Below are 22695 nucleotides of genomic sequence, written 5' to 3' on the forward strand. Positions count from 1 at the left end.
CAGGGGGTGAACCTCGAAAGAAGGATCAGAACGAGAATTTGATCGTTCCGCCCCATGTCCGCGGATCGCCCACCTGACCGGCGATCAGACCGGTGTTGCCGGGCGCAACCTGTAGATTTTCGATGTAGTTCACGTCGAAAGCATTGCGGACCCAGCCGAAGACATCGAAGCCTTCGCCACGGAAGCCAGCGCGGAAGTTGGTGAGGGCATATCCCTTCACTTCCGTGTAGCGCGACGGCGACGCGTTCGAATTCCAATGCGAGCGGTAATTGCCGTCGACGCCCAGATAGACCTGACCTTCCTTCGCCAACAGCGTGACCGGAATATTATATTCCGCGCCGTAGGAGAAAGCCCATTTGGACACGCCGGGCAGATCCTGGCCGGAAATGTCGCACTGACGGGGGCTGGCCGCGCCCGGGACGCCCGGTTGTGAGTAGTCGGGGGCTGCATTAGCTGGCTGAGACGGACCGCCGGACAGTTCGGGCGGGCACGGAGCGTTGGTGAACTTTTCATATTTGGCGTCGGTGTAGGCGCCGTTGGCGTAAGCGGTGAAGCGATCGCTGGCCACGACCTTGAAGTCTGCTTCTATGCCTTGTGACCGCACCTTTTCCGCATTGGCAAGATAGCCGCGAACCGTACCGAACTGCCCGCCATTCACCGTCGCCTGGAAATTCTTGATTTCTGTTCGGAAGGCGGTGATGTTGAAGGTGGCGCGTCGATCCCAGAACTGGGTTTTCAGCCCGATTTCATAATGATGGACCGATTCCGGCTTCACGGTGCCTGCGTCGGTGTTGACCGTATTATCGGCGTTCAGCGGCAACCCGTTCTGGTTGATGCCCAGCGTCTTGAAGCTCTTGGCATAGGTCGCATAGGCGAGGATATCCGGAGCGATCTTGTAATTGACGTTGAGGTCGTAAGTGAAGTTCCAGGCGCTGTCAGATGGCGCGCTGACCTGCGGTTGATACACGCCACACTGTGCCGCCAGATCGGAGCCGGTCGGAGGCGTAGGGGTGCAGGAAATCACCTGGCCCTGGCCATTGGTGACAACGCGCTCATAAAAGCCCGACTTCTTGTCATAGTTGAGGCGAGCGCCCGGCTGAATGGTCAGCGCGTCGTTCACATGCCAGCTCAACTGCCCGAACAGCGCGGCGCTGCTGCTCTTGAGATATTGCGTATTGCTGGCGGTCAGTCCAGCCAGCACCTCAGGGCGGTTGTAGGGATTGTTCTGATCGGTGGACGGCGACAGGCTGAAGCGCGTGGCGTCAAGGCCCTGCTGCTCGGTGCCCTGCGTGTCGATCCGCTGTTTGAAGCCGAACAGGCCGACCACGAAGTCGATCTTCTCGCCGTCATAGTTGTAGCGGAATTCTTGACTGTACTGGTCCTGCTGCGACGGATTCTGCGAGCGGGAAACGACCGACAGACCAGTGAAGTCCCGGTCATTTTCCGGCTTCCAGTCCCAGAAGCGCCACGCCGTTACCGAGGTCAGCGTGCCGGGTCCAATATCCCACTTCACGCGTGCGGACACGCCGCCGATCTTGTTACCCGCGTTCAGGCTCGAATCGAGATCGGTCAGGCGGTCATAGGGGTTTCGGCTGGGGACCGCATAGTTGCGGCCGGGATTGGCGGCATTGATAGCCGCAATGATCGCATCATACTGACGCGTAAGTGGACGCTGCGTCCGGCCCACGCGGACGAAGGTGGTGCCGCAGCATTCGGGGTCCTGCTTGCTGTAGTCGCCTGACAATGTGATGCTCAGGTCGTCATTGGGCTGGAACAATATCTGGCCCCGCAGGCCCAGATTGTCCTGCTCGTTGATCCAGCGGTTCGTGGTTACATTGTAGAGCGTGCCCCGGCGGCTGGTCGCTGCGACGGCAAGACGTGCGGCGACGGTGTCGGACAGCGGGCCAGAAATGGCGGCCTTGGCCTGCCGGTAGTTGAGGTTGCCGACGGACAGTTCGGCGCGGCCTTCAAAGTCGAAGGTCGGCTGGTTGGTCGTGATGTTGATCGCGCCAGCGGTCGTGTTCTTGCCGTACAGCGTGCCCTGCGGGCCACGAAGCACTTCGACCTGGCTCACGTCCAGAAAGTCGAAGGTCGCGGCGGCGACACGCGAATTGTAGACGTCATCGACATAGATGCCGACGCCCTGTTCGAAACCGTCGCTGGTCAGGCCGAAGGGCACACCAAGGCCGCGAATGTTGACGGAGGTATTGCGCGGATTGGTAGTGTAGACCTGCAAAGTCGGCGCGAGCTGCTGGAGCTTCACCACGTTGAAATTGCCGGTGGCCTCGATGCTGTCGCCGCGGATCACGGAGATCGCCAGCGGCACTTCCTGCGCGGTTTCCGCGCGGCGGCGGGCGGTGACGATGATCACGTCTCCGCGCGGGCTGGATTGTTGGGCGGCGTCGGCGGCTGGCTGGACCGCGTCCTCGGCCTGAGCGCTGGACGCGATGATGGAGGCGCTCGCCGCGGAGGCGAGCAACAGGAAACGCGCAATCATAAGATTCCCCTTCCGGATGTCCGGTTGATGTTGATCGCGGCTTTTCCGGCGGTCCGGTCAAAACCGATGGTCTGGGAATGGTATCGGGCAGTCGGCGGCCACCCCTGCCGCCTTCCAATCACCGCCTGCCCGGCGGCTTAGTCTCGCAACCCTGATATTCTTCCGCAGCCTTTCAGGCTGTCAGGCGTGTTTTTTCTGTTACGTCGATCTGCACCACGCGGGCGTCGTGCACAGTCAGGGTCACCGACCCGAACCGAAGCGCCTCCAGAACATTGCGCAGCTTTTCGATGCTGATGGCAATGTCATGGCGTTGACCATCAGCCCGGCCGTTACGTGCATTCTCAACGGATCTTGTTTCACTCATAAACACCTCAAGGCCGTTCTTAACTCAACTATTACGATAGACAAAGAAACAAAAATAGGGGGCGTGCAAGTTCAACTTGTCGCCCCCAGCGCTTAGCCGATGCTCCTCATCGCGCTGACCCTGCGATCCTGATGCGCTGACGCCACGGCGGGGCGGATCTGGCGCATTGCAGAGGCCTGCTCGCGCGCATTGTCGATCAGGCTTTCCAGCAGGCTTTGCCCGAACGCCCATTCGCCAAGGCCGGAATCCGCGTTGATGTGGCCGCTATAGCCAGCGTCAACGAACGCGCTTCCCCAGTTCTTCGCTATGCTGTGAGCGCGCTCGAAGAAGATATAGGGGTCGTTGCGGCTTCCCACGACGATGGAGGGGAAGGGTAGCTGGCCTCTGGGGGTGGGGCCAAAACCGCCGATCGTCTCCGGCGTTTCCATCCGGTCGCAATCGGGTGGGGCGACCAGCAACGCGCCAGTCACCGGCCAGCCATAGGCCTGGCTCTGCAACGCGCCCCACCAGGCGACAGCCAGGCAGCCCAGGCTGTGCGCCGCCAATATGATCGGCCCGTCAGCTTCCCTGATGGCGGCGTCCAGCCGCGTCACCCAGCTGTTGCGGTTGGGGCTTGCCCAACTGCCCAGATCCACGCGCTCGCAATCGCCTCGCGTCTTTTCCCAAAGGGTCTGCCAATGTCCCGGCCCGCTATTGTTCAGGCCGGGTATCGTCAGCACCACAGGCTGGCGTGCATCGTCCATATGTCCGAATCGGTCCATGGTGAGATCCTCGTCCACTTTATCGAGCATCAGAAATAATTCTATTTTTTAAGTAGACAATAGTCCAGCGCCAGAATGTGGCGAAATATGGGCAACCTGAAAGCCGCCGCTCCAGCAAAGGAAAAAGGCTCGGAAAACAGCCTTCCGAGCCTTCATCCGCTGCTATATCATCACCTTACCAGGGATATATCAGGCCATAATATTGGAAGACGCTGCGGCCATAGGCGTCAGTGTAATCGGGCCGCTCGTCAGGCAGATGTTTGGGCGCATTATCCAGCGCCTCCCGGCTGAGATCGACGACATAGCCGCCCTTGTCCGTGTCGTAATTCAGCATCGACCAGGGCAGCGGATAATGATCCTGCCCCAGCCCCAATATGCCGCCGAACGACAGCACCGCGTAGCGGACCTGCCCGCTCAGCTTGTCGACCATGAAGTTGGAGATATGACCCAGCCGTTCGCCTTCCCGGTTGTAAACGGCGGTTCCTTCGACCCGGTCCGACGCAATCAGATCGCCAGGATTTCCGGTCATCGCGTCAGTCATCGTCACTCTCCTGTGAAAATCAGGCTATAAGGATGAAACCGGGCAGGACAGACCGAGTTCCTCCCTGAACGGAAACAGGAGGGTAAGGTGAAGATCAATCGCAGCGGATCGGCCGTCTGGAGCGGCGGATTGAAGGACGGCAAGGGCGCGATCTCGACCCAGAGCGGCGCGCTGGACGCCCATCCCTATGGCTTCGCCACGCGGTTCGAAGGCGTGCCGGGCAGCAACCCGGAAGAATTGATCGCCGCGGCGCATGCGTCCTGCTTCACCATGGCGCTCTCGCTGATATTGGGCGAGGCGGGCTTCACGGCCGAGAAGATGGAAAGCAACGCCGTCGTCACGCTGGAGCAGAAGGATGGCGGCTTCGCCATCACCGCGAGCAAGCTCAGCCTGAAGGCGTCGATCCCCGGCATAGACGACAGCCGCTTTCAGGAGCTTGCCGCCAAGGCCAAGGCGAACTGCCCCGTCTCGAAGCTGCTGAACGCAGAAATCAGCCTTGACGCGGAACTGCTAGGCTGACCGCTGCCGCCGGGCATGGAGATGCTCCCGCCAGGCGATATAGAGGCCACTCACCATGATCAGGGATGCGCCGATCCAGGTCGTCGCTGGCGGCCATCCCTGACCGATCAGCAGGCCAAGCAGCGCGATCCACAGGATGCTGGAATAATCCATCGGCAGCACCACTGACACCGGCGCCCAGCGCAGCGCGCCGGTCAGTAGCATTTGCGCGGCGCCTCCGCTCAGGCCGATGAACAGCAGCAGGGCCCAGGTGAGGGGATCATGGCCGCCGCCATAAAGCACCGCGCCAAGGCCCAGCGGCGGCAGGGACAGGGCGGTGAACCAGAAGACGATGTTTCCAGCATTCTCCGTCCGGCCCAGCTCACGCAGGATCAGGCTGACGCAGGCCGTCATGAAGGCAGCGGCGATCGCGACGGCGACGCCCAGGGGCAGCAATTCGCCCGCGTCGGGCCGCTGAGTGACCAGCACGCCCAGAAAGCCCACCAGCACCGCGCTCCAGCGATGCAGCCCCGTCTTCTCCTTCAGGATCGCGGCTGACAGGATGGTGCCGAAAATCGGCATGGTGAAGCCGATCGTCACCGCTTCGGCAGGGGGCAGCAGGATATAGGACAGGAAATTGAGCGCCATCCCCGCAACGCCCACGACCATACGCGTGGCATGCGCCCCGATCCTGCGGGCGCGGATAGAGCCGAACCCGCCCGTCATCGCGATCCAGCTCAGCACCACCGGCAGGGCCAGCAACTGCCGGTAGAAAAGCGTTTCGACGATATGGACGCCGCGCGTGCTGGCGACGCGCCCGGCGATGAACATGGCCGATACGCAGACCGCCGCCCCCAGGCGCAGCGCCATGCCCAGCAAGGGCCTGTGGGGGCGGGGATCGGCAGGACTGGCGGACATCAGCCCGCATTAGTGCGGCTGCGCATTTGCGCAACCGCGCAATGGCCCGCCGTCAGCCGGGCTTGCGGAACTTCAGCGTCATGCGATCGCTTTCGCCGATCGCCATATATTTCGCCTTGTCCACCTCACCATTGCTGAGCACGGGCGGCAGGGTCCAGACCCCCTTTGGCCAGTCGGCGCTGTCCTTGGCGTTGGCGTTGATCTCGGACGCTCCTACATATTCGAACCCGGCGGCTTCGGCGATCCGGCGAACGGTGGAGGTCTTGAGATAGCCGCTGCTCTTTTCCAGCGCGGCATCGCGATCTTCCGGCAGGCGATGGTCGACGATGCCAAGGATGCCGCCCGGCTTGAGCATGTCGTAAAAGCTCTTGAAGGCGGATTCTTCCGTCCCGGACATCACCATATTGTGCACGTTGCGGAAGGTGAGGACCGTGTCGACGCTGCCCGCCGGAATGGCGGATGTCTCTTCGGGGAAGGCGACCAGCTTCACCTTGGCATAGGCGTCCGGCTTGGCGGCGAGAAACTTCTTATATCCGTCAAGATAGCGCCCGCTGGGCTGCAATGCGATCAGATTGCCCTTGTCGCGCAGCAGCGGAGCGAGGATTTCGGTGTACCAGCCGCCGCTCGGCGAATATTCCACCACCGTCTGTTGCGGCGTGATGCCAAAGAAGCTCAGCGTTTCGGCGGGATGGCGATATTTGTCCCGCGCGGCATTGGCTGGCGTGCGCGTGGGTGCCGCTACAGCGGCCGCGATAGGGTCAGCCGCCCTGTGCGCTGCATGACCGGCATGATCGCCATGCTGGGCGGTAGCGGAAGCGAGAGGCAGGATCAGCCCTGCGGACAGCATGCTGATGCGGATCAGGCGGTTCATCGGAATCCTCCTTATGTGGAAATTCCGATGTGCCGGTCATACGCCCGCCATGCAAGCCGCAGCATGCGGCCGCGCGATCGGATCAGAGGCACGCTTCCAGGAAAGGCTGGTCGAAACCGAACTGCCGCGCCTTGTCCAGCGTGTAGGGGCGCAGGCCCATGGAGCGATATTCGCCCACGATCCGGCCATTCTCATCCTCGTCATGATATTCGAACTTGAACAGTTCCTGCGTGACGATGACGTCGCCTTCCATGCCGATCACTTCCGTCAGGTTGGTGACGCGGCGCGAGCCGTCGCGCAGGCGCTTCACCTGGACGATCAGGTCGACCGAATCGGCGATCTGCTTGGAAATGGCTTCCTTCGGGATCTTGATGTCACCCATCATGATCATGTTTTCCATACGGCCCAGGCATTCGCGCGGACTGTTGGAGTGAAGCGTGCACATGGAGCCGTCATGGCCGGTGTTCATCGCGGCGAGCAGGTCGAAACACTCCGCGCCACGAATTTCGCCCAGGATGATGCGGTCAGGACGCATACGCAGGGCGTTCTTGACGAGGTCGCCGATGGTGATCGCGCCCTGGCCTTCCAGGTTCGGAGGACGGGTTTCGAGGGGAAGCCAGTGCGGCTGTTGCAGGCGCAGTTCGGCGGCGTCCTCGATGGTCAGCACGCGTTCGCCGGGGTCGATCATCTTCGACAGCGCATTGAGCATGGTGGTCTTGCCCGATCCGGTGCCGCCCGAAATGACGATGTTCATCCGGCACGCACCCGCGATCTTGAGCGCGGTGCACATCTTCTGGCTCATCGCGCCCCATTGGGCGAGCATGTCGAGCGTGATCGGCTTGGCGGAGAATTTACGGATGGAGATGGCGGTGCCGCGCAGGCTGAGCGGCGGCACGATGACGTTGACGCGGCTGCCGTCGGGCAGGCGGGCGTCGGCCAGCGGCGTGGTCTGATCAACGCGGCGGCCGACCTTGTTCACGATGCGCTGGGCGATCTGAAACAGATGCTCCTCATCCCGAAACTTGATGGGCGCGATCTGGAGCTTGCCTTTCTTTTCGATATAGGTCTGCTCCGGGCCGTTCACCATGATGTCGCTGACGTCCGGGTCGGCGAGAAGTTCTTCGAGCGGGCCGAGGCCCAGAAGCTCGTCCACCAGCACCTTTTCCAGCGCGAACTGCTCGCGGCGGTTAAGGGTGAGCTTGAGTTCGGCCAGCACCTCCATGATGATGGGCCGAAATTCCTCGGCCAGTTCATCCTTGCTGAGCGTCGCGGCCGCTTCGGGATCGACGCGTTCGAGCAGGCGGGGGAGGACCTGTTCCTTGATCTTGTGGACCGACGCCTCGAAGCCCTGCGGCCCGGTGTCGGCGATATGTTCGGCATTGGCGCGATCGGACAGGCGCTGCATCGCGTCGGCGTTACGCTGCATCTGGCCGGTAGGAGCGGAAAGCGGATCAATGGGCGTTTCGGCGGGCAGGGGCGCCATGTCCAGGGGCGGGAACTGATCCCCGCCGCGTATCTCTTCACGCGGCGCGCCGCCCTGCATAGGCCGGGCCACGCCAAATCCCGGCTTGATGCCGGCCGGTCCATTCTTCCGTCCAAACGCGCTCATAATTCTCCGCCGCATTATTCCGATGGGCCAGCCGTTCAGAACAGGCCGATCCGATTTGGCTGCAATGGTGAATAGGGCGGAAACTTTGACAAATGGCTAATGGCGCGCAGACCGCGCAAGGCGGTTCTGCACCGGGCTAGAGCCGATATTTCATACAAGTGAATGGAGCACCGGCGCCGTGCGCCGCGACTGGGCGACAGAAGAGAAAGGATGAAAGTCTGATGACCAGCTTTTGTGATCCGCCCTGTCGCGAAACCGCAGATCGCGGACAATGGCTACGGCTGGGATCAGGAGCGGCGGATGATTGACGTCATTCGCCGTCGAAACTGGCTCTGATCCGGCATTTCAGGTCGGCCGAGGAAGCTGCGCCTGGAGCAGCAAAAAGGCTGCGTCTCCGGCGGAGCGCAGCCTTTTTTTACATGGTGGGATATGTCAGGCTGCGATCAGCCCGCATGTTCCGCGAGGACGGTGAGGCCTTTTTCGTTCACTTCCGCAAAGCCGCCCTGAACGGGGATGACTTCGGGGGCCGCACCGGCGCTGGCGAAGATCTGGATCGCGCCGTCGCGGACGGTGGACATGAAGGGCGCGTGGCCTTCCAGCACGCCGAAGTCGCCATCGGTGCCGGGGACGACCACCTGATAGACCTCTTCCGAGCGGACGAGCTTTTCGGGGGTCACGAGTTCGAAATGCAGTGCCATCAACATAACTCCCCCCTCCCTTTCAAGGGAGGGGCAGGGGGTGGGTGCGATTGCGTGAGCAATCGCCTGCAACTTGCTGGGATAGGTAGCCGGTTCGCTCCGCTCACCACCCACCCCAACCCCTCCCTTGAAAGGGAGGGGCTAGTTTTCCGTCAGCTTACGCCGCTTCGGCGGCCAGCTTCTTCGCCTTTTCGATGGCTTCGTCGATGCCGCCGACCATGTAGAAGGCGTTTTCGGGCAGATGGTCATATTCGCCTTCGACCACGGCCTTGAACGACTTCACCGTGTCTTCGATCTGGACGAACTTGCCCGAGATGCCGGTGAAGACTTCGGCGACGTGGAAGGGCTGCGACAGGAACTTCTGGATCTTGCGGGCGCGGGCGACGGTGAGCTTATCTTCTTCCGACAGCTCGTCCATACCCAGGATCGCGATGATGTCCTGAAGCGACTTGTACTTTTGCAGGATCGCCTGAACCGCGCGGGCGGTTTCATAATGTTCCTGGCCAACGACGCGGGGTTCCAGAACGCGGCTGGTCGAATCCAGAGGATCGACCGCCGGATAGATGCCGAGTTCGGAAATGGCGCGGTTGAGAACGGTAGTGGCGTCCAAGTGGGCGAAGGAGGTCGCAGGCGCCGGGTCGGTCAAGTCGTCCGCGGGGACGTACACGGCCTGCACCGAGGTGATCGAACCCTTGTTGGTCGAGGTGATGCGCTCCTGAAGGGCGCCCATATCGGTGGCGAGGGTCGGCTGATAGCCCACGGCCGAAGGAATACGGCCGAGCAGAGCCGACACTTCCGCGCCCGCCTGCGTGAAGCGGAAGATGTTATCGACGAAGAAGAGCACGTCCTGGCCTTCCTGGTCGCGGAAATATTCCGCGATGGTGAGGCCCGACAGGGCGACGCGCGCGCGGGCGCCCGGGGGCTCGTTCATCTGACCGTAAACCAGCGCCACCTTAGACCCTTCGCTGATCGCGTTTCCATCGGCGTCCTTGGCGATAACGCCGGCGTCGAGGAATTCGTGATAGAGGTCGTTGCCTTCGCGGGTCCGCTCACCGACGCCCGCGAACACGGAGGTGCCGCCATGGCCCTTCGCGATGTTGTTGATCAGTTCCTGGATGAGCACGGTCTTGCCCACGCCCGCGCCGCCGAACAGGCCGATCTTGCCGCCCTTCGCGTAGGGAGCGAGAAGGTCGATGACCTTGATGCCGGTGACCAGGATGCTGGCGTCGGTGGACTGATCGACGAACTCGGGCGCCTTGGCGTGGATCGGGGCGGTGACGGTGGTGGCGACCGGGCCGCGCTCGTCGATCGGCTCGCCGACGACGTTCAGGATGCGGCCGAGCGTGGCCGGACCGACGGGAACGCTGATCTGCGCGCCGGTGTCGGTGACTTCCTGACCGCGGGTCAGACCGTCGGTCGAGTCCATTGCGATGGTGCGGACGGTGTTTTCACCCAGATGCTGGGCGACTTCCAGCACCAGACGCTGGCCGTTGTTGCTGGTTTCCAGCGCCGAGAGAATCTCGGGGAGCGCATCGGGGAAGGTCACGTCGACGACAGCGCCGATGACCTGCGAGATGCGGCCTACATTGTTGGTGGTTGCCATGACTGTGTCCTTGCGTTCAAAATTCTAGATCAGCGATCCAACTGTCTAGTTGGAGTTTTCTGAATGTGTTTCTAGCCTTAACCGACTTGCCGTTCCTGTACGTTTTCCGAAATGAGCAATCTGCCACATTTGGTTCGATTAACACGCATCGCCCAGGTCCGTACCGTATCCCAAAAACAGGATCGTAGGAGATGGCCGGATCAGCCATCAGCCTACGTTCCATTTCTTCAAATGCTGCTTCAACTACCTTTGCACTCATCCGAAATTCCGTACCGGCTTTCGGCGAGGATGCGAGGGCAGAAGCGAGCAGCATCAAGATCACAGCGCTTCCGCGCCTGAGATGATTTCAACCAATTCGGTGGTGATCGCGGCCTGGCGGCTGCGGTTATACTGAATGGTCAGCCTGTTGATGAGGTCACCGGCATTGCGGGTCGCATTGTCCATGGCGGTCATCGATGCGCCCTGTTCGGACGCGTTGTTTTCCAGAAGCGCCTTGAAGATCTGCACCGTGACGTTGCGCGGCAGCAGGTCATCGAGAATCGCTTCCTCGCTTGGTTCATATTCGACCGTCGCGCCGATGGCGTCGCGGTTGGCGTCCGCCGGGATTTTCACCGGGATGATCTGCTGTTCGGTCGGGATCTGGGCAAGAGCCGACTTGAAGCGCGAGAAGAAGAGGTGGGCGACGTCGAACTTGCCGTTCAGATACATCTCCGTCAGTTCATGCGCGATCGCCTCGGCCTGCGCATAGCCGGGTTCCTTGACCCCGGTCGTGTCGAACTGAGCGACGATCATGCCGGGAAAGGTGCGGTTGATCACCGGACGGCCCTTGCGGCCGATCAGATAAAAGCGCACCGTCTTGCCCTGCTGGATCAGTTCATCCGCCTTGGCGCGAGCGGCCTTGACGATGTTGGCGTTGAACGCGCCAGCAAGGCCGCGGTCGGAATTGGCGACGACCAGCAGATGCACGTCATCCTTGCCGGTGCCTGCCAGCAGCGGAGAGGCGCCTTCGCCCGAACCGCCAGCGATCTTCGAAGCCAGGCTCGCCACGACCGATTCCAGACGGCTGGAATAGGGGCGAGCGGCTTCGGCGGCAGCCTGCGCCTTGCGCAGCTTCGCGGCGGCGACCATCTGCTTCGCCTTGGTGATCTTCTGGGTCGATTTCACCGACCCGATGCGGAGCTTCAGTTCCTTGAGGCTGGCCATGCTACCTGTTTCAACCTTTTGTCGTCATCCCCGCGGAGGCGGGGATCCATCTCCCTTGCGGTGCGTCCAGACGCTCGGCCCGGAGATGGGTCCCCGCCTGCGTGGGGGCGACGGTTTTCGTTAAGCGAACGTCTTGCCGAACGAGTCCAGCGCAGCCTTCAGCTTGGCCTTGGCGTCGTCGCCCAGATCCTTGCTGTCGCGGATCGCGGTCAGCACATCGGCATGGTCGTGGCGCAGATAAGCGAGCATCAGCTCCTCATAGCGCGTCACGTCCTTGACCGGGATATTGTCCAGATAGCCGTTGGTGCCAGCGAAGATCGACGCGGTCTGCTCCTCGAAGGGCAGGGGCGAGAACTGCGCCTGCTTGAGCAGCTCGGTCAGGCGCGCGCCACGGTTCAGCAGTTTCTGGGTCGAAGCATCGAGGTCCGAACCGAACTGGGCGAAGGCCGCCATTTCGCGATACTGGGCCAGCTCCAGCTTGATCGAGCCTGAAACCTTCTTCATCGCCTTGGTCTGCGCGGCCGAGCCGACGCGCGACACCGACAGGCCAACGTTAATGGCCGGACGGATGCCCTGGTAGAAGAGGTTGGTTTCGAGGAAGATCTGGCCATCGGTGATCGAAATCACGTTGGTCGGGATGTAGGCTGACACGTCACCGGCCTGCGTTTCGATGATCGGCAGCGCCGTCAGCGAGCCTGCGCCATTTGCGTCGTTCATCTTCGCAGCGCGCTCCAGCAGGCGGCTGTGGAGATAGAAAACGTCGCCGGGATAGGCTTCGCGGCCCGGAGGACGGCGCAGCAGCAGCGACATCTGGCGATAGGCGACGGCCTGCTTCGACAGGTCGTCATAGACGATCACGGCGTGCATGCCGTTGTCGCGGAAAAATTCGCCCATGGTGACGCCGGTATAGGGCGCCAGATATTGGAGCGGAGCGGGTTCCGAAGCGGTCGCGGCGACGACGATCGAATATTCCATCGCGCCATTTTCTTCGAGCTGCTTGACGATCTGCGCGACGGTCGAGCGCTTCTGGCCCACGGCGACGTAGATGCAGTAGAGCTTCTTCGACTCATCGTCACCCGCGTTGATGCCCTTCTGGTTGATGAAGGTATCGATCGCGACGGCGGTCTTGCCGGTCTGACGGTCGCCGATGATCAGCTCGCGCTGGCCACGGCCCACGGGGACGAGGGCGTCGATCGCCTTGAGGCCGGTCTGCACGGGTTCATGCACCGACTTGCGGGGGATGATGCCCGGCGCCTTGACTTCAACGCGCTTGCGCTCGGTGTACTGGATCGGGCCCTTGCCATCGATCGGGTTGCCGAGGCCGTCCACGACGCGGCCGAGCAGGCCCTTGCCGACCGGAACGTCGACGATGGTGCCGGTGCGCTTGACGGTGTCGCCTTCCTTGATTTCGGCGTCCGAGCCGAAGATCACGACGCCGACATTGTCGGCTTCGAGGTTGAGCGCCATGCCCTGCACGCCATTGGCGAACTCGACCATTTCGCCCGCCTGGACGTTGTCGAGGCCATGGACGCGGGCGATGCCGTCACCCACGGTCAGCACGGAACCGACTTCGCTCACCTGCGCTTCGGTGCCGAAATTGGCGATCTGGTCCTTGATGACCTTCGAAATTTCTGCGGCGTTGATATCCATGTTCAGCCTTTCATCGAAGCCTTGCGGCTTTCAGCCTTTCATCGCGTGGGCGAGACTATTCAAACGGGTGCGGATGGAGGAATCGATCATCTGGCTGCCGATCTTGACGACCAGCCCGCCAAGGATCGCAGGATCGACCTTCGCATCGAGCGCGACTTCGCGGCCGACGCGCGTCCGCAGATTCTGTTGCAGGGCAGTGATCTGGTTCGAATCGAGCGGATGCGCGCTGGTCACTTCCGCACGCACTTCGCCCTTGTGATTCGACAGCAGCGTCTCATAGGCGCGGATGATCGCGGGCAGCTGAGACAGGCGGCGGTTTTCCGCCAGCACGCCCAGGAATTTCGTCGTCAGCGGATCGATCCCCATGGAGGATGCGACGGCCGCGATCGTCTTTCCCGAAGCATCGCGGCTCAGCACGGGGTTGTTGATCAGGCTCCTGAAATCCGCCGATTCGGCGATCGCGCCCTTGATCCCGCCGAGGCTGGCCGCCACGGTGTCGAGGGCGTTGCCGTCACGGGCCAGATCGAACAGCGCAACCGCGTAGCGTCCGCTGAGGCTAGCCTGAATGCCGCCGGTAGTCTCCACGCGCTTACCGTCCTCCAATTTCTGTCACTGGCACTTGATTTGCCGGTCATGCAAAAAGAGGGGAGCAGTAGCTGCCCGTTCCCCTGTTGCCGGGCCGGTTAGCAGCGGGATTATGACTATGCAAGTCATGGAACGCGATTCCGTGACAAGGATGGAATCGATGCGATTTTCCGGTGCTTCCTGGCGCCGGAAATCGGGTCAGTCCGGCGCGTCCCCCGGCGACAGGCGGCCCTTGGTGCAGTGATAGACGAGCCGTTCATTGGGCTGGACGGGCAGCAGGGAGGCGAGATCGGACCGCAGGCTGGCGATTTTCGCGAGAAGGCCGGCATCGGTCCCGCACGCCTTGGCCGGGCCGTCCTTCAAGAACGCGCGCGCCTTGTCCATCGTCTCGCCGTCAGGAAGCCAGCGCTGGACGCGCAGCGTGCCGGTCGCCGGATCGAAGCGGCTGACCGTGATGAAGTTGCCGGATTCGGGGACGGTGGCGCGTTCCCACTCATTCCCGGCGCTGACATATTGGCTGTTGCCGTTGACGCAGCCATTGCCGGTCCAATGGAATGGAATGTCATTGGCTTCCGACACGGTGAGGCGGCTGCGGTTGAGGTCTATGCGGCAGATATTGTCGCCTTCCCATGCGAAGGCGCTGTTGCCGCTGACCCGATCGTCGTCGGCCAGCTTCACCCGTTCATCGATGCCGGAAAAGCTTGGCTTGAGGAAGAAAAGGGCGAATGCTCCCAGCAGCAGGACGCCGCCGCCTGCCAGGAACCATGTCGCGTGGCGTTCGCGGCCCTGGCTGTAGTAGAGGCCGCCAGCTCCCAAGCCAAGCACCGCGAGGGCGAGAAGGACCGCCGCCCCCGCCATCGCATTTTCGCGGGCGGAGATGATATCGCGTTCGGCCGTGTCGCGGGCCTTTTCCAGCGCGGCCTCCCGCGCGTCCGCCTTCGCCCGCTCTGACTGCTCGCTCTGCTGCGCCTCGCGCTGGGTCAGCGCGGCTTCGGCGGCGTCGGCTTCCGCCATGGAGCGGCAAGGCACGACCGTATGCAGGGAGGAAACGCCCGCCTGCCGCAGGAAGGAGGCGACTTCCCGCCAGGAAACGGCGAAACCGAATTCCGCGTCATTGCCGTCGGATACGGATCCGAAGCTGTTGACGCCCAGCACCCGCCCGCAATCGTCAACCAACGGCCCGCCGCTGTTGCCCGCGGCGAGCGGGGCGGTGTGCAGGATGGTGTCGAAGCTGTGGCTCGACCGGCCCGACGAAACGTTGCCGCTGGTCTTCACCGTACCCAGCGGCTCGATCATGTCCTTGAGGCCAAGGCCCTGCGCCCGGTCGACATTGCCGGGATAGCCGATGGCGGTCACATGCTGCCCGTCGCTGACCGCCCCGGCATAAAATGTGCTGACGGGAAGGTGGCCTTCCTCAAGCTGGATCAGCGCCAGGTCGTTGCCGGGCGAATAGGCGATCACGCGGCCGCCATAGCTTTTGCGCCCTTCCGACGGGATGACGCCGATGACGAGATTTTTTTCCTCGCGCGTCAGTTCCACAACATGGGCGTTGGTCAGCACCTTGTCGGGCGCGACGGCAAAGCCGCTGCCATGCCCGACGAAATAGGCGTCGCTGCCGTCCGTTGCGACGATGACGACGCGGACGACCCCGCGCGCGGCGGCGGCGATGTCCTGCTGTTCCGCCTGCGCGGCGGCGGGCAGCATGAGGGCGAGCACGAGGCACAGGCGGCGGAGGATGGCGACCATATGCGGCGCATTCATATGGCAAAGCCCGGCTGAGGCAATCGAGAAATGCTTTGAGAGCAAGCAGCGGGAAGGCTGGCGGCACGCGCCATGCTAATCCATAAGCATGAACCGGATGACCGACCTTTCCGCCCCGACGCCGATGGCAATGGATGACGATGCCTGCTGGGACGCGTTTCAGCGGCGCGATCGCGGCATGGACGGGCTGTTCGTCGGCGCGGTGCTCACGACCGGCATCTATTGCAAGCCAAGCTGCGCGGCGCGGCGGCCCCTGAGGGAAAACATGATTTTCCTGCCCGGGCCTGAGGCGGCGCGGGAGGCGGGTTTCCGGGCTTGCCTGCGGTGCCGGCCCGACGGAGTGGGGCGAGACCGGCTGGCGGTGGAGGCGGCGAAGGCCTTCATCGCCGCCGCTGAGACGCCGCCTTCGCTGGAGGATATCGCGGCCCATGCCGGCTATGCGCCGCATCATTTCCACCGGCTGTTCAAGCGGGAGACGGGGCTGACTCCCGCTGCCTATGGCCGGTCCCTGCGGACGCAGCGGTTGAAATCAGCGCTGGAGGAGGGCGAGAGCGTCACCAACGCCATCTATGAGGCGGGCTATAATGCCCCCAGCCGCGCCTATGCCGATGCGCAGCGGCATCTGGGCATGAGTCCGAGTGCGTGGAAGGATGGCGGGCGGGGCGTCACGATCGGCTATGCAGTGGTGGGATCCAGCCTTGGCCCCGTGCTGGTGGCCGCCACCGCGAAGGGGCTGTGCCGCATCAGCTTCGATGAGGATGAGAGCGCGTTGCGGCGGCGCTTTCCCAAGGCGGAGCTCGTGCCGGGCGACGCCGCCCTGGCGGGACTGGCGGCGCAGGTCGTGCGCCTGATCGAGGATCCCGCGGCGCCCGTCGACCTGCCGCTGGACATATGCGGCACGGCCTTCCAGCAGGCGGTCTGGGCGGCTCTGCGCGCCATCCCTGCGGGCGAGACGCGCAGCTATGGCGAGATCGCGGCCGCGATCGGCAGGCCCGGCGCGGTGCGGGCGGCGGGCACGGCCTGCGGCGACAATGGACTGGCGGTCCTGATCCCCTGCCACCGGGTTTTGCGCAGCGACGGCAGTCTGGGCGGATACGCCTATGGGCTGGAGCGCAAGAAGGCCCTGCTGGAGCGGGAAGGCGGCGGATGAACATCGCCTTTCCCCTTTCTTTTCCGCCGCATGACGGGCAATGATGAGGGGTATGCCGTCGGGGGGCGTTGATGGGAAAAGGATTGAAAGGGCTGCTGGCCCTGGCATTCATGGTGGCGCTGCTGCCCGATACGGCCCATGCCGCATGGTTGCAGGCCAAGAGCAGGCATTTCACCATCTACAGCGAAAGCAATGAAGCGAAGCTGCGGGACTTTGCGGAAAAGCTGGAAAAGTTCGACTGCCTGCTGCGCCGCGTGACCGGGATCGACGATCCGCAAGCGGGCAGTCCGGTGCATGTCTACCTGCTGTCGAACGATGCGAAGGTGAAGGCGATTGCCCGCAACCCGCATCTGTCGGGCTTCTACACGACATCGGACAGGTTCGCATTCGCCGTGCTGGGGCGCGGCCAGAAGACGGGCCAGTTCGATGCGGGCGCGGAAGAAATCCTGTTCCACGAATACAGCCATCACTTCATGCTGCACCATTTTCCGGCGGCTTATCCAGCTTGGTATGTGGAGGGATTCGCCGAATTCTTCTCGGTCGTGAAGTTCCCGAAGGACGGCTCCATAGAGTTCGGCCACATCCCCCTGATGCGCGCGCCGGGGCTGATCATGGCTTCGCCCTATCCGCTCAAGCAGCTGTTCGCCCGCGATACCGAAGGGCTGGGGCTGCGCGATGGCGACCGCTATTACGGCACGGCCTGGCTGCTCACCCATTATTATCAATATCGCCCCGACCGGCGGGAGGAGATCAGCCATTATCTGAAGGACCTGTCGGCGGGCGTGCCCGACATGAAGCTGGACAGCTATTTCGCCGGAGGCGTCGACGGGTTGGAAAAGGACCTGCGCGCCTATATGCGTCAGCGGCTGACGGCGTCCCGCCTGGCGGCCAACGCAGTCACCGTTGGCGAGATTGCGATCAGCCCTGTCGATCCCGTCCGGGGCGCGCTGATCGAAGACGAACTGCGGTTGATGAACCATCCTCCGGCGGACGAGCTTCCCCTGATCGCTGATTCGATCCGCGCCACCTCCGCCAAATTCCCGCCAAACGCCTATGCGCTGACGCTGCTGGCCGAAGCGGAATGGAAGGCGGAGAAAAAGGACGAGGCGCTTGCCGATGCGGATCGCGCCATCGCGCTCGACCCCGCTCTGTCGCGCGCCTACGGCGTCCGCGCCAATGTGCTGCTGGACCGCGCCTATGACAGCGATGCCGAGGCGGACTGGAAGGCCGCCAGGTCCATGATCGTGAAGGCCAACCGCGCCGACACGGAAGACCCGGTGCCGCTTGCCCTCTATTACCGCTATCATCAGATGAGGGGCGGGGAGATGCCGGACGTTGGCTATGACGGCCTTGCCAAGGCCTATGCGCTGTTGCCGCAAAATCCCGAATATCGCGCCAACTATGCCGCTTCCATGGCGGCGAGGGGCGATTACGCCCGCGCGTCCCGCCTGCTGGATCCGCTTGCTTTTTCGCCCCACCCATCGGGCATGCGGGAATGGGCGGTGGGGCAGAAGGCCGAATATGACGCCAGGGCGAAGGAGAAAGCGCCTCCGGCTAAACCGCCCGCCTCAGCCGCTCCATGACCGCGCGGCGTTCGGCCTTGCTCATGCCGCGCCAGCGCCGGATTTCCTCCATGGTCCGGCCGCAGCCGGTGCAGACGCGGCCCGCCTTGTCCAGCGTGCAGATGTTGACGCAGGGGCTTTCCATTGCAGTTCAGGCCCTCACATGAAGCTGTAGGGATCGACATCCACCGCGACGCGGGTGCCGGATTTCCATGTGATGTTGCCCAGCCATTCGCGGATCGCCGCCTGTACGTCGATCGCCCTTGTGGCGTGGATCAGCAGGCGGTGGCGATGACGGCCGCGCAGGACGGATAGCGGCGCGGGCGCGGGGCCGTAGACGCGCATGCCATCGATCATCGGCGCGGACTTGCCGATCAGCCGGGCGACCTGCGCCGCCTCGTCCGCATCTTCGCTGGAGATGATGATCGCGGCGAAGCGGCCGAAGGGCGGGGCGTTGGCGCGGCGGCGGTTTTCGGTCTCGACTTCATAGAAGCGTTCCGAATCGCCCGCGATCAGCGCCTTGATGACCTCCGCCTCCGGCATGCGGGTCTGGATGAAGACGCGGCCCGGCTTCTGTCCCCGCCCCGCGCGCCCCGCGACCTGCACGATCTGCTGGAAGGTGCGTTCCGACGCGCGAAGGTCGCCGCCTTCCAGGCCCAGGTCCGCATCGATCACCCCCACCAGCGTCAGGTTGGGGAAGTGATAGCCCTTGGTGACAAGCTGGGTGCCGATGATGATGTCGATGGCGCCTGCCTCCACCGATTTCACGAACTCGGCCGCCTTGGCGGGCGACCAGAGCGTGTCGGACGTAACGATGGCGGTTCGCGCCTGCGGCCAGAACGCCTTCACCTCATCGGCGATCCGCTCCACGCCGGGGCCGCAGGCGACCAGGCTGTCCTCCTCCTTGCACTCCGGGCAGAAGCGCGGGGACGGGATGACATGGCCGCAATGATGGCAGGCAAGGCGGCGCGTCAGCCGGTGCTCGACCATCCAGGCGGTGCAGTTGGGGCATTGGAAGCGGTAGCCGCAATGGCGGCAGAGGGTGAGCGGCGCATAACCCCGCCGGTTGAGGAACAGCAGGCTCTGTTCGCCCTTCTCCATCGTCTCGTCGATCGCGCGGATCAGCGGCGGCGCGATCCAGCGGCCGCGTTCGGGCGGGTCGGTGAGGAGGTTGATGCCCTCGATCGCGGGCATTTCAGCGCCGCCGAACCGGGCGGGCAGCTTGATTTCGCGATAGCGGCCCAGCTCCACCTGATGCCGGGTTTCGATGGCGGGCGTGGCGGATGCGAGGATGACGGGGAATTTCTCCATCAGCCCGCGCATCACCGCCACGTCGCGGGCATGATAATGAACGCCGTCCTCCTGCTTGAAGCTCGCCTCATGCGCCTCGTCCACGACGATGAGGCCCAGATTGGGATACGGCAGGAACAGGGCGGAGCGCGCTCCGACGACCACCGCCGCGTCGCCTGCCGCGATGGCGCGCCACGCCCGCCGCCGCTCGCTCTGGCGCAGGCCGCTATGCCAGCTCACTGGCACGGTGCCGAACCGCTTTTCGAACCGTTCTAGAAAAGGCTCGGTCAGCGCGATTTCGGGCAGGAGGACCAGCACCTGCCGCCCTTCGCGGATGGCGGCGGCGATGGCTTCGAAATAGACCTCCGTCTTGCCGGAGCCGGTGACGCCGTCGAGCAGGAAAGGGGCGAAGTCGCGCTGCCGGACGGCTTCGATGAACTCGCCCGCCGCATCGGCTTGGCCATCGGAAAGCTGCGGCGGCGCGTGATCGGGGTCGGGCCGGGGAAAGGGCGTGTCGATGCTGACTTCCACCGGCTCGAACGCGCCCGCCTTGACGAGTCCGCGGATCACCGCATCGCTGACCCCGCCAATCAGCGCCAGTTCGCGGATCAGGCCCTGACGCTCGCCAATGCGCTCCATCGCCTGGGCGCGCTGTTCGGTCATGCGGTCCGGCAGGTCCCCGGTGGCGCGATATTCGATGACGGTGCGCGCGCCCTCCAGCGCGGGCATGGACGCCAGCGTCATGCGCAGGACCGAAGCGACGGGAGCCAGATAATAGTCCGCCGTCCATTCGATCAGGCGGCGCAGCGTTTCAGGGACAGGCGGCGCATCGACCGGGCCGATGATGTTGCGCAGGCGATTGTCGCCGACGCTTTCTACATCGGGAAAGGCATCCTCTTCCCACACCACGCCGACCAGTTGCCTGGGGCCGAGCGGCGCGACGACGATGCTGCCGGGCTTGACGCTCATGCCATGAGGCACGCGGTAATCGAGTGGCCCAAGGGCGGCGTTCAAAAGGATGACACGGGCGCGCGAACTCATCTGCCCCTCCCTATCGCGTGAGGGGCGGGAGGCAAGGCGGGATTCCCGAAGAATGCGAGGATGCGGGCGCGCAGCCGGTCAGATCTTCCAGTTGAGGGTTAGCCAGGGGACATGGACCACGGCGTCAGGAGCGCTGTCGCGAACGCTTTGCTGCCGCATGTAGAGCAACTGCGCATCGAGCGACCTGCCCAGCGGCTGGCGCAGGCCGATCTGCTGGCGCATGGCGGCCACGCCCGTCTTGTCGCCGGGCCGCGCGCGGTTGAGGTGGAAGAAGAGTTCGGCTGCGGCGATGAGGACCGGGGCTTTTGGGGAGCCCAGGGGCAGGGACGCCTGCACTCGCTGGCGAAGCCGCCAGCTTGCACCATCGGCCGTGTCGAAGAAGCGCTGCTCTATCCGGGTGCGGGCAAGAAAGATGCCGCGCGTGACGGTCGCCTGCTGGAACAGGCGCAGCTCCTGTTCGGGGCCGGAGTGGAAGAAGGCGAAGCCGCCGCCGATCTGGAGCCCGTTGGCGATGCGGTGATCCAGAAGGATGCGCGCGGTCTGCTGCTCTCCATTGGAACTGTCGCGGCGGAAACGCTGGCTGAGGTCGAGCGAGATGCTGTCGGCCGGTGTCGCGGCGATGGTCAGGGATTCGGTGATCCACGCCTGCGTTTCTTCGGTGGCGGCTGTGGCTGGCGGGGCAGCGATCGCCGCCAGCAGGGGAAGGGCGCCCGATATGTGGCGTGGGCGCAAGGGGCGGGGCATTGGCGGGTCCTTTGGAAAGGTGCCGCCGTCATAATGTTACGCGGCTGTTTCCGTAAAGCCTGCCGCTGGCAATAATGGCTAATCCGGGCATCAGCCGCTAAAGGGGAGCCGATTCGCACATCCCGCCCCGGAGCATAGCCATGAAGTTCTTCGTCGATACCGCCGACACCAACGAAATCCGCGACCTTGCCGCCACCGGCCTGCTCGACGGCGTCACCACCAACCCATCGCTGATCCACAAGTCGGGCCGCAAGTTCGTGGAAGTGGTGGAGGAAATCTGCGGCATCGTCGACGGCCCCGTGTCGGCAGAGGTCGTCGCGCTCGACCATGAGACGATGATGAAGGAAGCCGCCGTGCTTCGGAAGATCGCGGACAATGTCTGCATCAAGGTGCCGCTGACCATCGACGGGCTCAAGACCTGCAAGGCGCTGACCAGCGAAGGCACGATGGTCAATGTGACGCTCTGCTTCTCCGCCAATCAGGCGCTGCTGGCGGCCAAGGCGGGCGCGAGCTTCATTTCGCCCTTCGTCGGGCGGCATGACGATAATGGCTTCGACGGCATGAAGCTGATCGAGGATATCCGCCTGATCTACGACAATTATGCTTTCGACACGGAAATCCTGGTGGCGAGCGTACGGCACCCGATCCATGTGCTGGAAAGCGCCAAGATCGGCGCGGACGTGATGACCGCGCCGCCCTCGGTGATCAAGGCGCTGTTCAACCATGTGCTGACGGACAAGGGCATTGCGGGCTTCCTGGCGGATTGGGAAAAGACCGGGCAGTCGGTTCTTTAATCGTCAGGCCGACCGCCTCCGTTCGTTTCGAGCGCAGTCGAGAAACGGAAAGGCACCCTCAAACCGTTTCTCGACTACGCTCGAAACGAACGGGGGATGTAAGTGATTGCCGCAACCTCTGGCCGCGCGCATCATTCTCTCATCCGTGAAGGAGAGGTGTGATGTTCGTCGCGGTCTATTGGTGGCGGGTGCATCCGGGCAAGGAGGACCAGTTCCGCGCGGCATGGCGGCGTGGAACTGACCTGATCCGGGAGAAATATGGCAGCTACGGCTCGCGCCTGCATCGCGATGCCGATGGGCGCTTCGTCGGCTATGCGGAATGGCCGGACGAGGAGACCTGGCGCGCGGCCTTTGACCGCAAGATGGTCTATGACGACCCGGAAACGCGTGCCGCCTTTGTCGATGCGATCGCCGAAGTGCCCGCCGATGCCGATCCCATCTTCACCATGACCGTGACCGACGACCTGCTTCTGCGCGCGCGGCCCGATGACAGCCCGCTCGATGGCGAATAGGGGCGGCCTTGATTTCGGCTGGGGATTCCTGGCCTTCGCGATG

General features: G+C 63.5%; 21 protein-coding genes. 5 read left to right on the forward strand and 16 right to left on the reverse strand.

Going from position 1 to position 22695, the window contains the following annotated elements; all coding sequences use genetic code 11:
* Nucleotides 1-25 precede the first annotated feature (25 nt).
* From L288_RS28500 to L288_RS28515, 4 genes are all read right to left on the reverse strand, one after another.
* Nucleotides 26-2497 (reverse strand): TonB-dependent receptor, encoded by a 2472-nt coding sequence (locus L288_RS28500; RefSeq protein WP_021237583.1) that lies wholly within the window; start codon nt 2495-2497, stop codon nt 26-28.
* Between the two features lie 172 nt (nt 2498-2669).
* A complete protein-coding gene (locus tag L288_RS28505; RefSeq protein WP_021237584.1) occupies nt 2670-2861 on the reverse strand; it encodes a YezD family protein in 192 nt (63 codons plus the stop codon).
* Between the two features lie 92 nt (nt 2862-2953).
* Complete coding sequence (locus L288_RS28510) at nt 2954-3622, reverse strand: RBBP9/YdeN family alpha/beta hydrolase (protein ID WP_030539591.1); 669 nt, start codon at nt 3620-3622, stop codon at nt 2954-2956.
* A gap of 175 nt (nt 3623-3797) precedes the next feature.
* Nucleotides 3798-4163 carry a PRC-barrel domain-containing protein gene (locus tag L288_RS28515; protein WP_021237586.1) on the reverse strand — a complete coding sequence of 122 codons (366 nt, stop codon included), beginning with the start codon at nt 4161-4163 and terminating at the stop codon, nt 3798-3800.
* Nucleotides 4164-4250: 87 nt separating this feature from the next.
* Between L288_RS28515 and L288_RS28520 the strand changes: the two genes are divergently transcribed.
* Nucleotides 4251-4682 carry an OsmC family protein gene (locus tag L288_RS28520; protein WP_021237587.1) on the forward strand — a complete coding sequence of 144 codons (432 nt, stop codon included), beginning with the start codon at nt 4251-4253 and terminating at the stop codon, nt 4680-4682.
* Here L288_RS28520 and L288_RS28525 read toward each other — a convergent pair.
* The 9 genes from L288_RS28525 to L288_RS28565 form a co-directional block, all read right to left on the reverse strand.
* Nucleotides 4674-5579, reverse strand: coding sequence for a DMT family transporter (locus L288_RS28525; RefSeq protein WP_031304110.1), 906 nt, complete (start codon nt 5577-5579; stop codon nt 4674-4676). The genes L288_RS28520 and L288_RS28525 overlap by 9 nt on opposite strands.
* 52 nt (nt 5580-5631) lie before the next feature.
* A complete protein-coding gene (locus L288_RS28530; protein WP_021237589.1) occupies nt 5632-6450 on the reverse strand; it encodes a class I SAM-dependent methyltransferase in 819 nt (272 codons plus the stop codon).
* A gap of 82 nt (nt 6451-6532) precedes the next feature.
* Nucleotides 6533-8059 (reverse strand): CpaF family protein, encoded by a 1527-nt coding sequence (locus L288_RS28535; protein ID WP_021237590.1) that lies wholly within the window; start codon nt 8057-8059, stop codon nt 6533-6535.
* 443 nt (nt 8060-8502) lie between these two features.
* Nucleotides 8503-8757 (reverse strand): ATP synthase F1 subunit epsilon, encoded by a 255-nt coding sequence (locus tag L288_RS28540; RefSeq protein ID WP_031304111.1) that lies wholly within the window; start codon nt 8755-8757, stop codon nt 8503-8505.
* Nucleotides 8758-8914: 157 nt separating this feature from the next.
* Nucleotides 8915-10360, reverse strand: a complete 1446-nt coding sequence (gene atpD, locus L288_RS28545) for a F0F1 ATP synthase subunit beta (RefSeq protein WP_021237593.1) — start codon at nt 10358-10360, stop codon at nt 8915-8917.
* Nucleotides 10361-10678: 318 nt separating this feature from the next.
* Nucleotides 10679-11563: a F0F1 ATP synthase subunit gamma gene (locus tag L288_RS28550; RefSeq protein WP_021237594.1), complete on the reverse strand. Its 885-nt coding sequence runs from the start codon at nt 11561-11563 to the stop codon at nt 10679-10681.
* Between the two features lie 120 nt (nt 11564-11683).
* Nucleotides 11684-13213: a F0F1 ATP synthase subunit alpha gene (atpA, locus tag L288_RS28555; protein ID WP_021237595.1), complete on the reverse strand. Its 1530-nt coding sequence runs from the start codon at nt 13211-13213 to the stop codon at nt 11684-11686.
* A gap of 30 nt (nt 13214-13243) precedes the next feature.
* Nucleotides 13244-13798, reverse strand: a complete 555-nt coding sequence (locus tag L288_RS28560; RefSeq protein ID WP_031304112.1) for a F0F1 ATP synthase subunit delta — start codon at nt 13796-13798, stop codon at nt 13244-13246.
* A 198-nt stretch (nt 13799-13996) separates the two neighbouring features.
* Complete coding sequence (locus L288_RS28565; protein WP_031304114.1) at nt 13997-15544, reverse strand: S1C family serine protease; 1548 nt, start codon at nt 15542-15544, stop codon at nt 13997-13999.
* Nucleotides 15545-15647: 103 nt separating this feature from the next.
* Here L288_RS28565 and ada point away from each other — a divergent pair, with 103 nt between their 5' ends.
* Nucleotides 15648-16709: a bifunctional DNA-binding transcriptional regulator/O6-methylguanine-DNA methyltransferase Ada gene (gene ada, locus L288_RS28570; RefSeq protein WP_031304115.1), complete on the forward strand. Its 1062-nt coding sequence runs from the start codon at nt 15648-15650 to the stop codon at nt 16707-16709.
* Between the two features lie 71 nt (nt 16710-16780).
* Nucleotides 16781-18292, forward strand: a complete 1512-nt coding sequence (locus tag L288_RS28575) for a tetratricopeptide repeat protein (protein WP_031304116.1) — start codon at nt 16781-16783, stop codon at nt 18290-18292.
* On the opposite strand, the gene L288_RS28580 is transcribed toward L288_RS28575, so the two are convergent.
* The 3 genes from L288_RS28580 to L288_RS28590 form a co-directional block, all read right to left on the reverse strand.
* Nucleotides 18264-18416: a DUF1289 domain-containing protein gene (locus L288_RS28580; protein ID WP_021237600.1), complete on the reverse strand. Its 153-nt coding sequence runs from the start codon at nt 18414-18416 to the stop codon at nt 18264-18266. The genes L288_RS28575 and L288_RS28580 overlap by 29 nt on opposite strands.
* Nucleotides 18417-18430: 14 nt before the next feature.
* Complete coding sequence (locus L288_RS28585; RefSeq protein WP_021237601.1) at nt 18431-20602, reverse strand: primosomal protein N'; 2172 nt, start codon at nt 20600-20602, stop codon at nt 18431-18433.
* A gap of 78 nt (nt 20603-20680) precedes the next feature.
* Nucleotides 20681-21346, reverse strand: coding sequence for a DUF2490 domain-containing protein (locus L288_RS28590; RefSeq protein WP_021237602.1), 666 nt, complete (start codon nt 21344-21346; stop codon nt 20681-20683).
* Nucleotides 21347-21486: 140 nt separating this feature from the next.
* Between L288_RS28590 and fsa the strand changes: the two genes are divergently transcribed.
* A complete protein-coding gene (gene fsa, locus L288_RS28595) occupies nt 21487-22140 on the forward strand; it encodes a fructose-6-phosphate aldolase (protein ID WP_021237603.1) in 654 nt (217 codons plus the stop codon).
* A gap of 161 nt (nt 22141-22301) precedes the next feature.
* On the forward strand, nt 22302-22652 hold the full coding sequence (locus tag L288_RS28600) for an antibiotic biosynthesis monooxygenase family protein (protein ID WP_021237604.1): 351 nt from the start codon (nt 22302-22304) through the stop codon (nt 22650-22652).
* Nucleotides 22653-22695: the final 43 nt, after the last annotated feature.

The sequence above is a fragment of the Sphingobium quisquiliarum P25 genome (assembly GCF_000445065.1).
GTDB lineage: Bacteria > Pseudomonadota > Alphaproteobacteria > Sphingomonadales > Sphingomonadaceae > Sphingobium > Sphingobium quisquiliarum.

Excerpts from the sequence above, each read along its gene's own strand:
- L288_RS28530 (WP_021237589.1), bottom strand. The coding sequence starts at position 6,450 with ATGAACCGCCTGATCCGCATCAGCATGCTGTCCGCAGGGCTGATCCTG.
- L288_RS28540 (WP_031304111.1), bottom strand. The coding sequence starts at position 8,757 with ATGGCACTGCATTTCGAACTCGTGACCCCCGAAAAGCTCGTCCGCTCG.
- L288_RS28525 (WP_031304110.1), bottom strand. The coding sequence starts at position 5,579 with ATGTCCGCCAGTCCTGCCGATCCCCGCCCCCACAGGCCCTTGCTGGGC.
- L288_RS28585 (WP_021237601.1), bottom strand. The coding sequence starts at position 20,602 with ATGAGTTCGCGCGCCCGTGTCATCCTTTTGAACGCCGCCCTTGGGCCA.
- L288_RS28510 (WP_030539591.1), bottom strand. The coding sequence starts at position 3,622 with ATGGACCGATTCGGACATATGGACGATGCACGCCAGCCTGTGGTGCTG.
- L288_RS28580 (WP_021237600.1), bottom strand. The coding sequence starts at position 18,416 with ATGGAAAGCCCCTGCGTCAACATCTGCACGCTGGACAAGGCGGGCCGC.
- ada (WP_031304115.1), top strand. The coding sequence starts at position 15,648 with ATGAACCGGATGACCGACCTTTCCGCCCCGACGCCGATGGCAATGGAT.
- fsa (WP_021237603.1), top strand. The coding sequence starts at position 21,487 with ATGAAGTTCTTCGTCGATACCGCCGACACCAACGAAATCCGCGACCTT.
- L288_RS28600 (WP_021237604.1), top strand. The coding sequence starts at position 22,302 with ATGTTCGTCGCGGTCTATTGGTGGCGGGTGCATCCGGGCAAGGAGGAC.
- L288_RS28535 (WP_021237590.1), bottom strand. The coding sequence starts at position 8,059 with ATGAGCGCGTTTGGACGGAAGAATGGACCGGCCGGCATCAAGCCGGGA.
- L288_RS28505 (WP_021237584.1), bottom strand. The coding sequence starts at position 2,861 with ATGAGTGAAACAAGATCCGTTGAGAATGCACGTAACGGCCGGGCTGAT.
- L288_RS28565 (WP_031304114.1), bottom strand. The coding sequence starts at position 15,544 with ATGGTCGCCATCCTCCGCCGCCTGTGCCTCGTGCTCGCCCTCATGCTG.
- L288_RS28590 (WP_021237602.1), bottom strand. The coding sequence starts at position 21,346 with ATGCCCCGCCCCTTGCGCCCACGCCACATATCGGGCGCCCTTCCCCTG.
- atpD (WP_021237593.1), bottom strand. The coding sequence starts at position 10,360 with ATGGCAACCACCAACAATGTAGGCCGCATCTCGCAGGTCATCGGCGCT.
- atpA (WP_021237595.1), bottom strand. The coding sequence starts at position 13,213 with ATGGATATCAACGCCGCAGAAATTTCGAAGGTCATCAAGGACCAGATC.
- L288_RS28550 (WP_021237594.1), bottom strand. The coding sequence starts at position 11,563 with ATGGCCAGCCTCAAGGAACTGAAGCTCCGCATCGGGTCGGTGAAATCG.
- L288_RS28575 (WP_031304116.1), top strand. The coding sequence starts at position 16,781 with ATGGGAAAAGGATTGAAAGGGCTGCTGGCCCTGGCATTCATGGTGGCG.
- L288_RS28500 (WP_021237583.1), bottom strand. The coding sequence starts at position 2,497 with ATGATTGCGCGTTTCCTGTTGCTCGCCTCCGCGGCGAGCGCCTCCATC.
- L288_RS28515 (WP_021237586.1), bottom strand. The coding sequence starts at position 4,163 with ATGACTGACGCGATGACCGGAAATCCTGGCGATCTGATTGCGTCGGAC.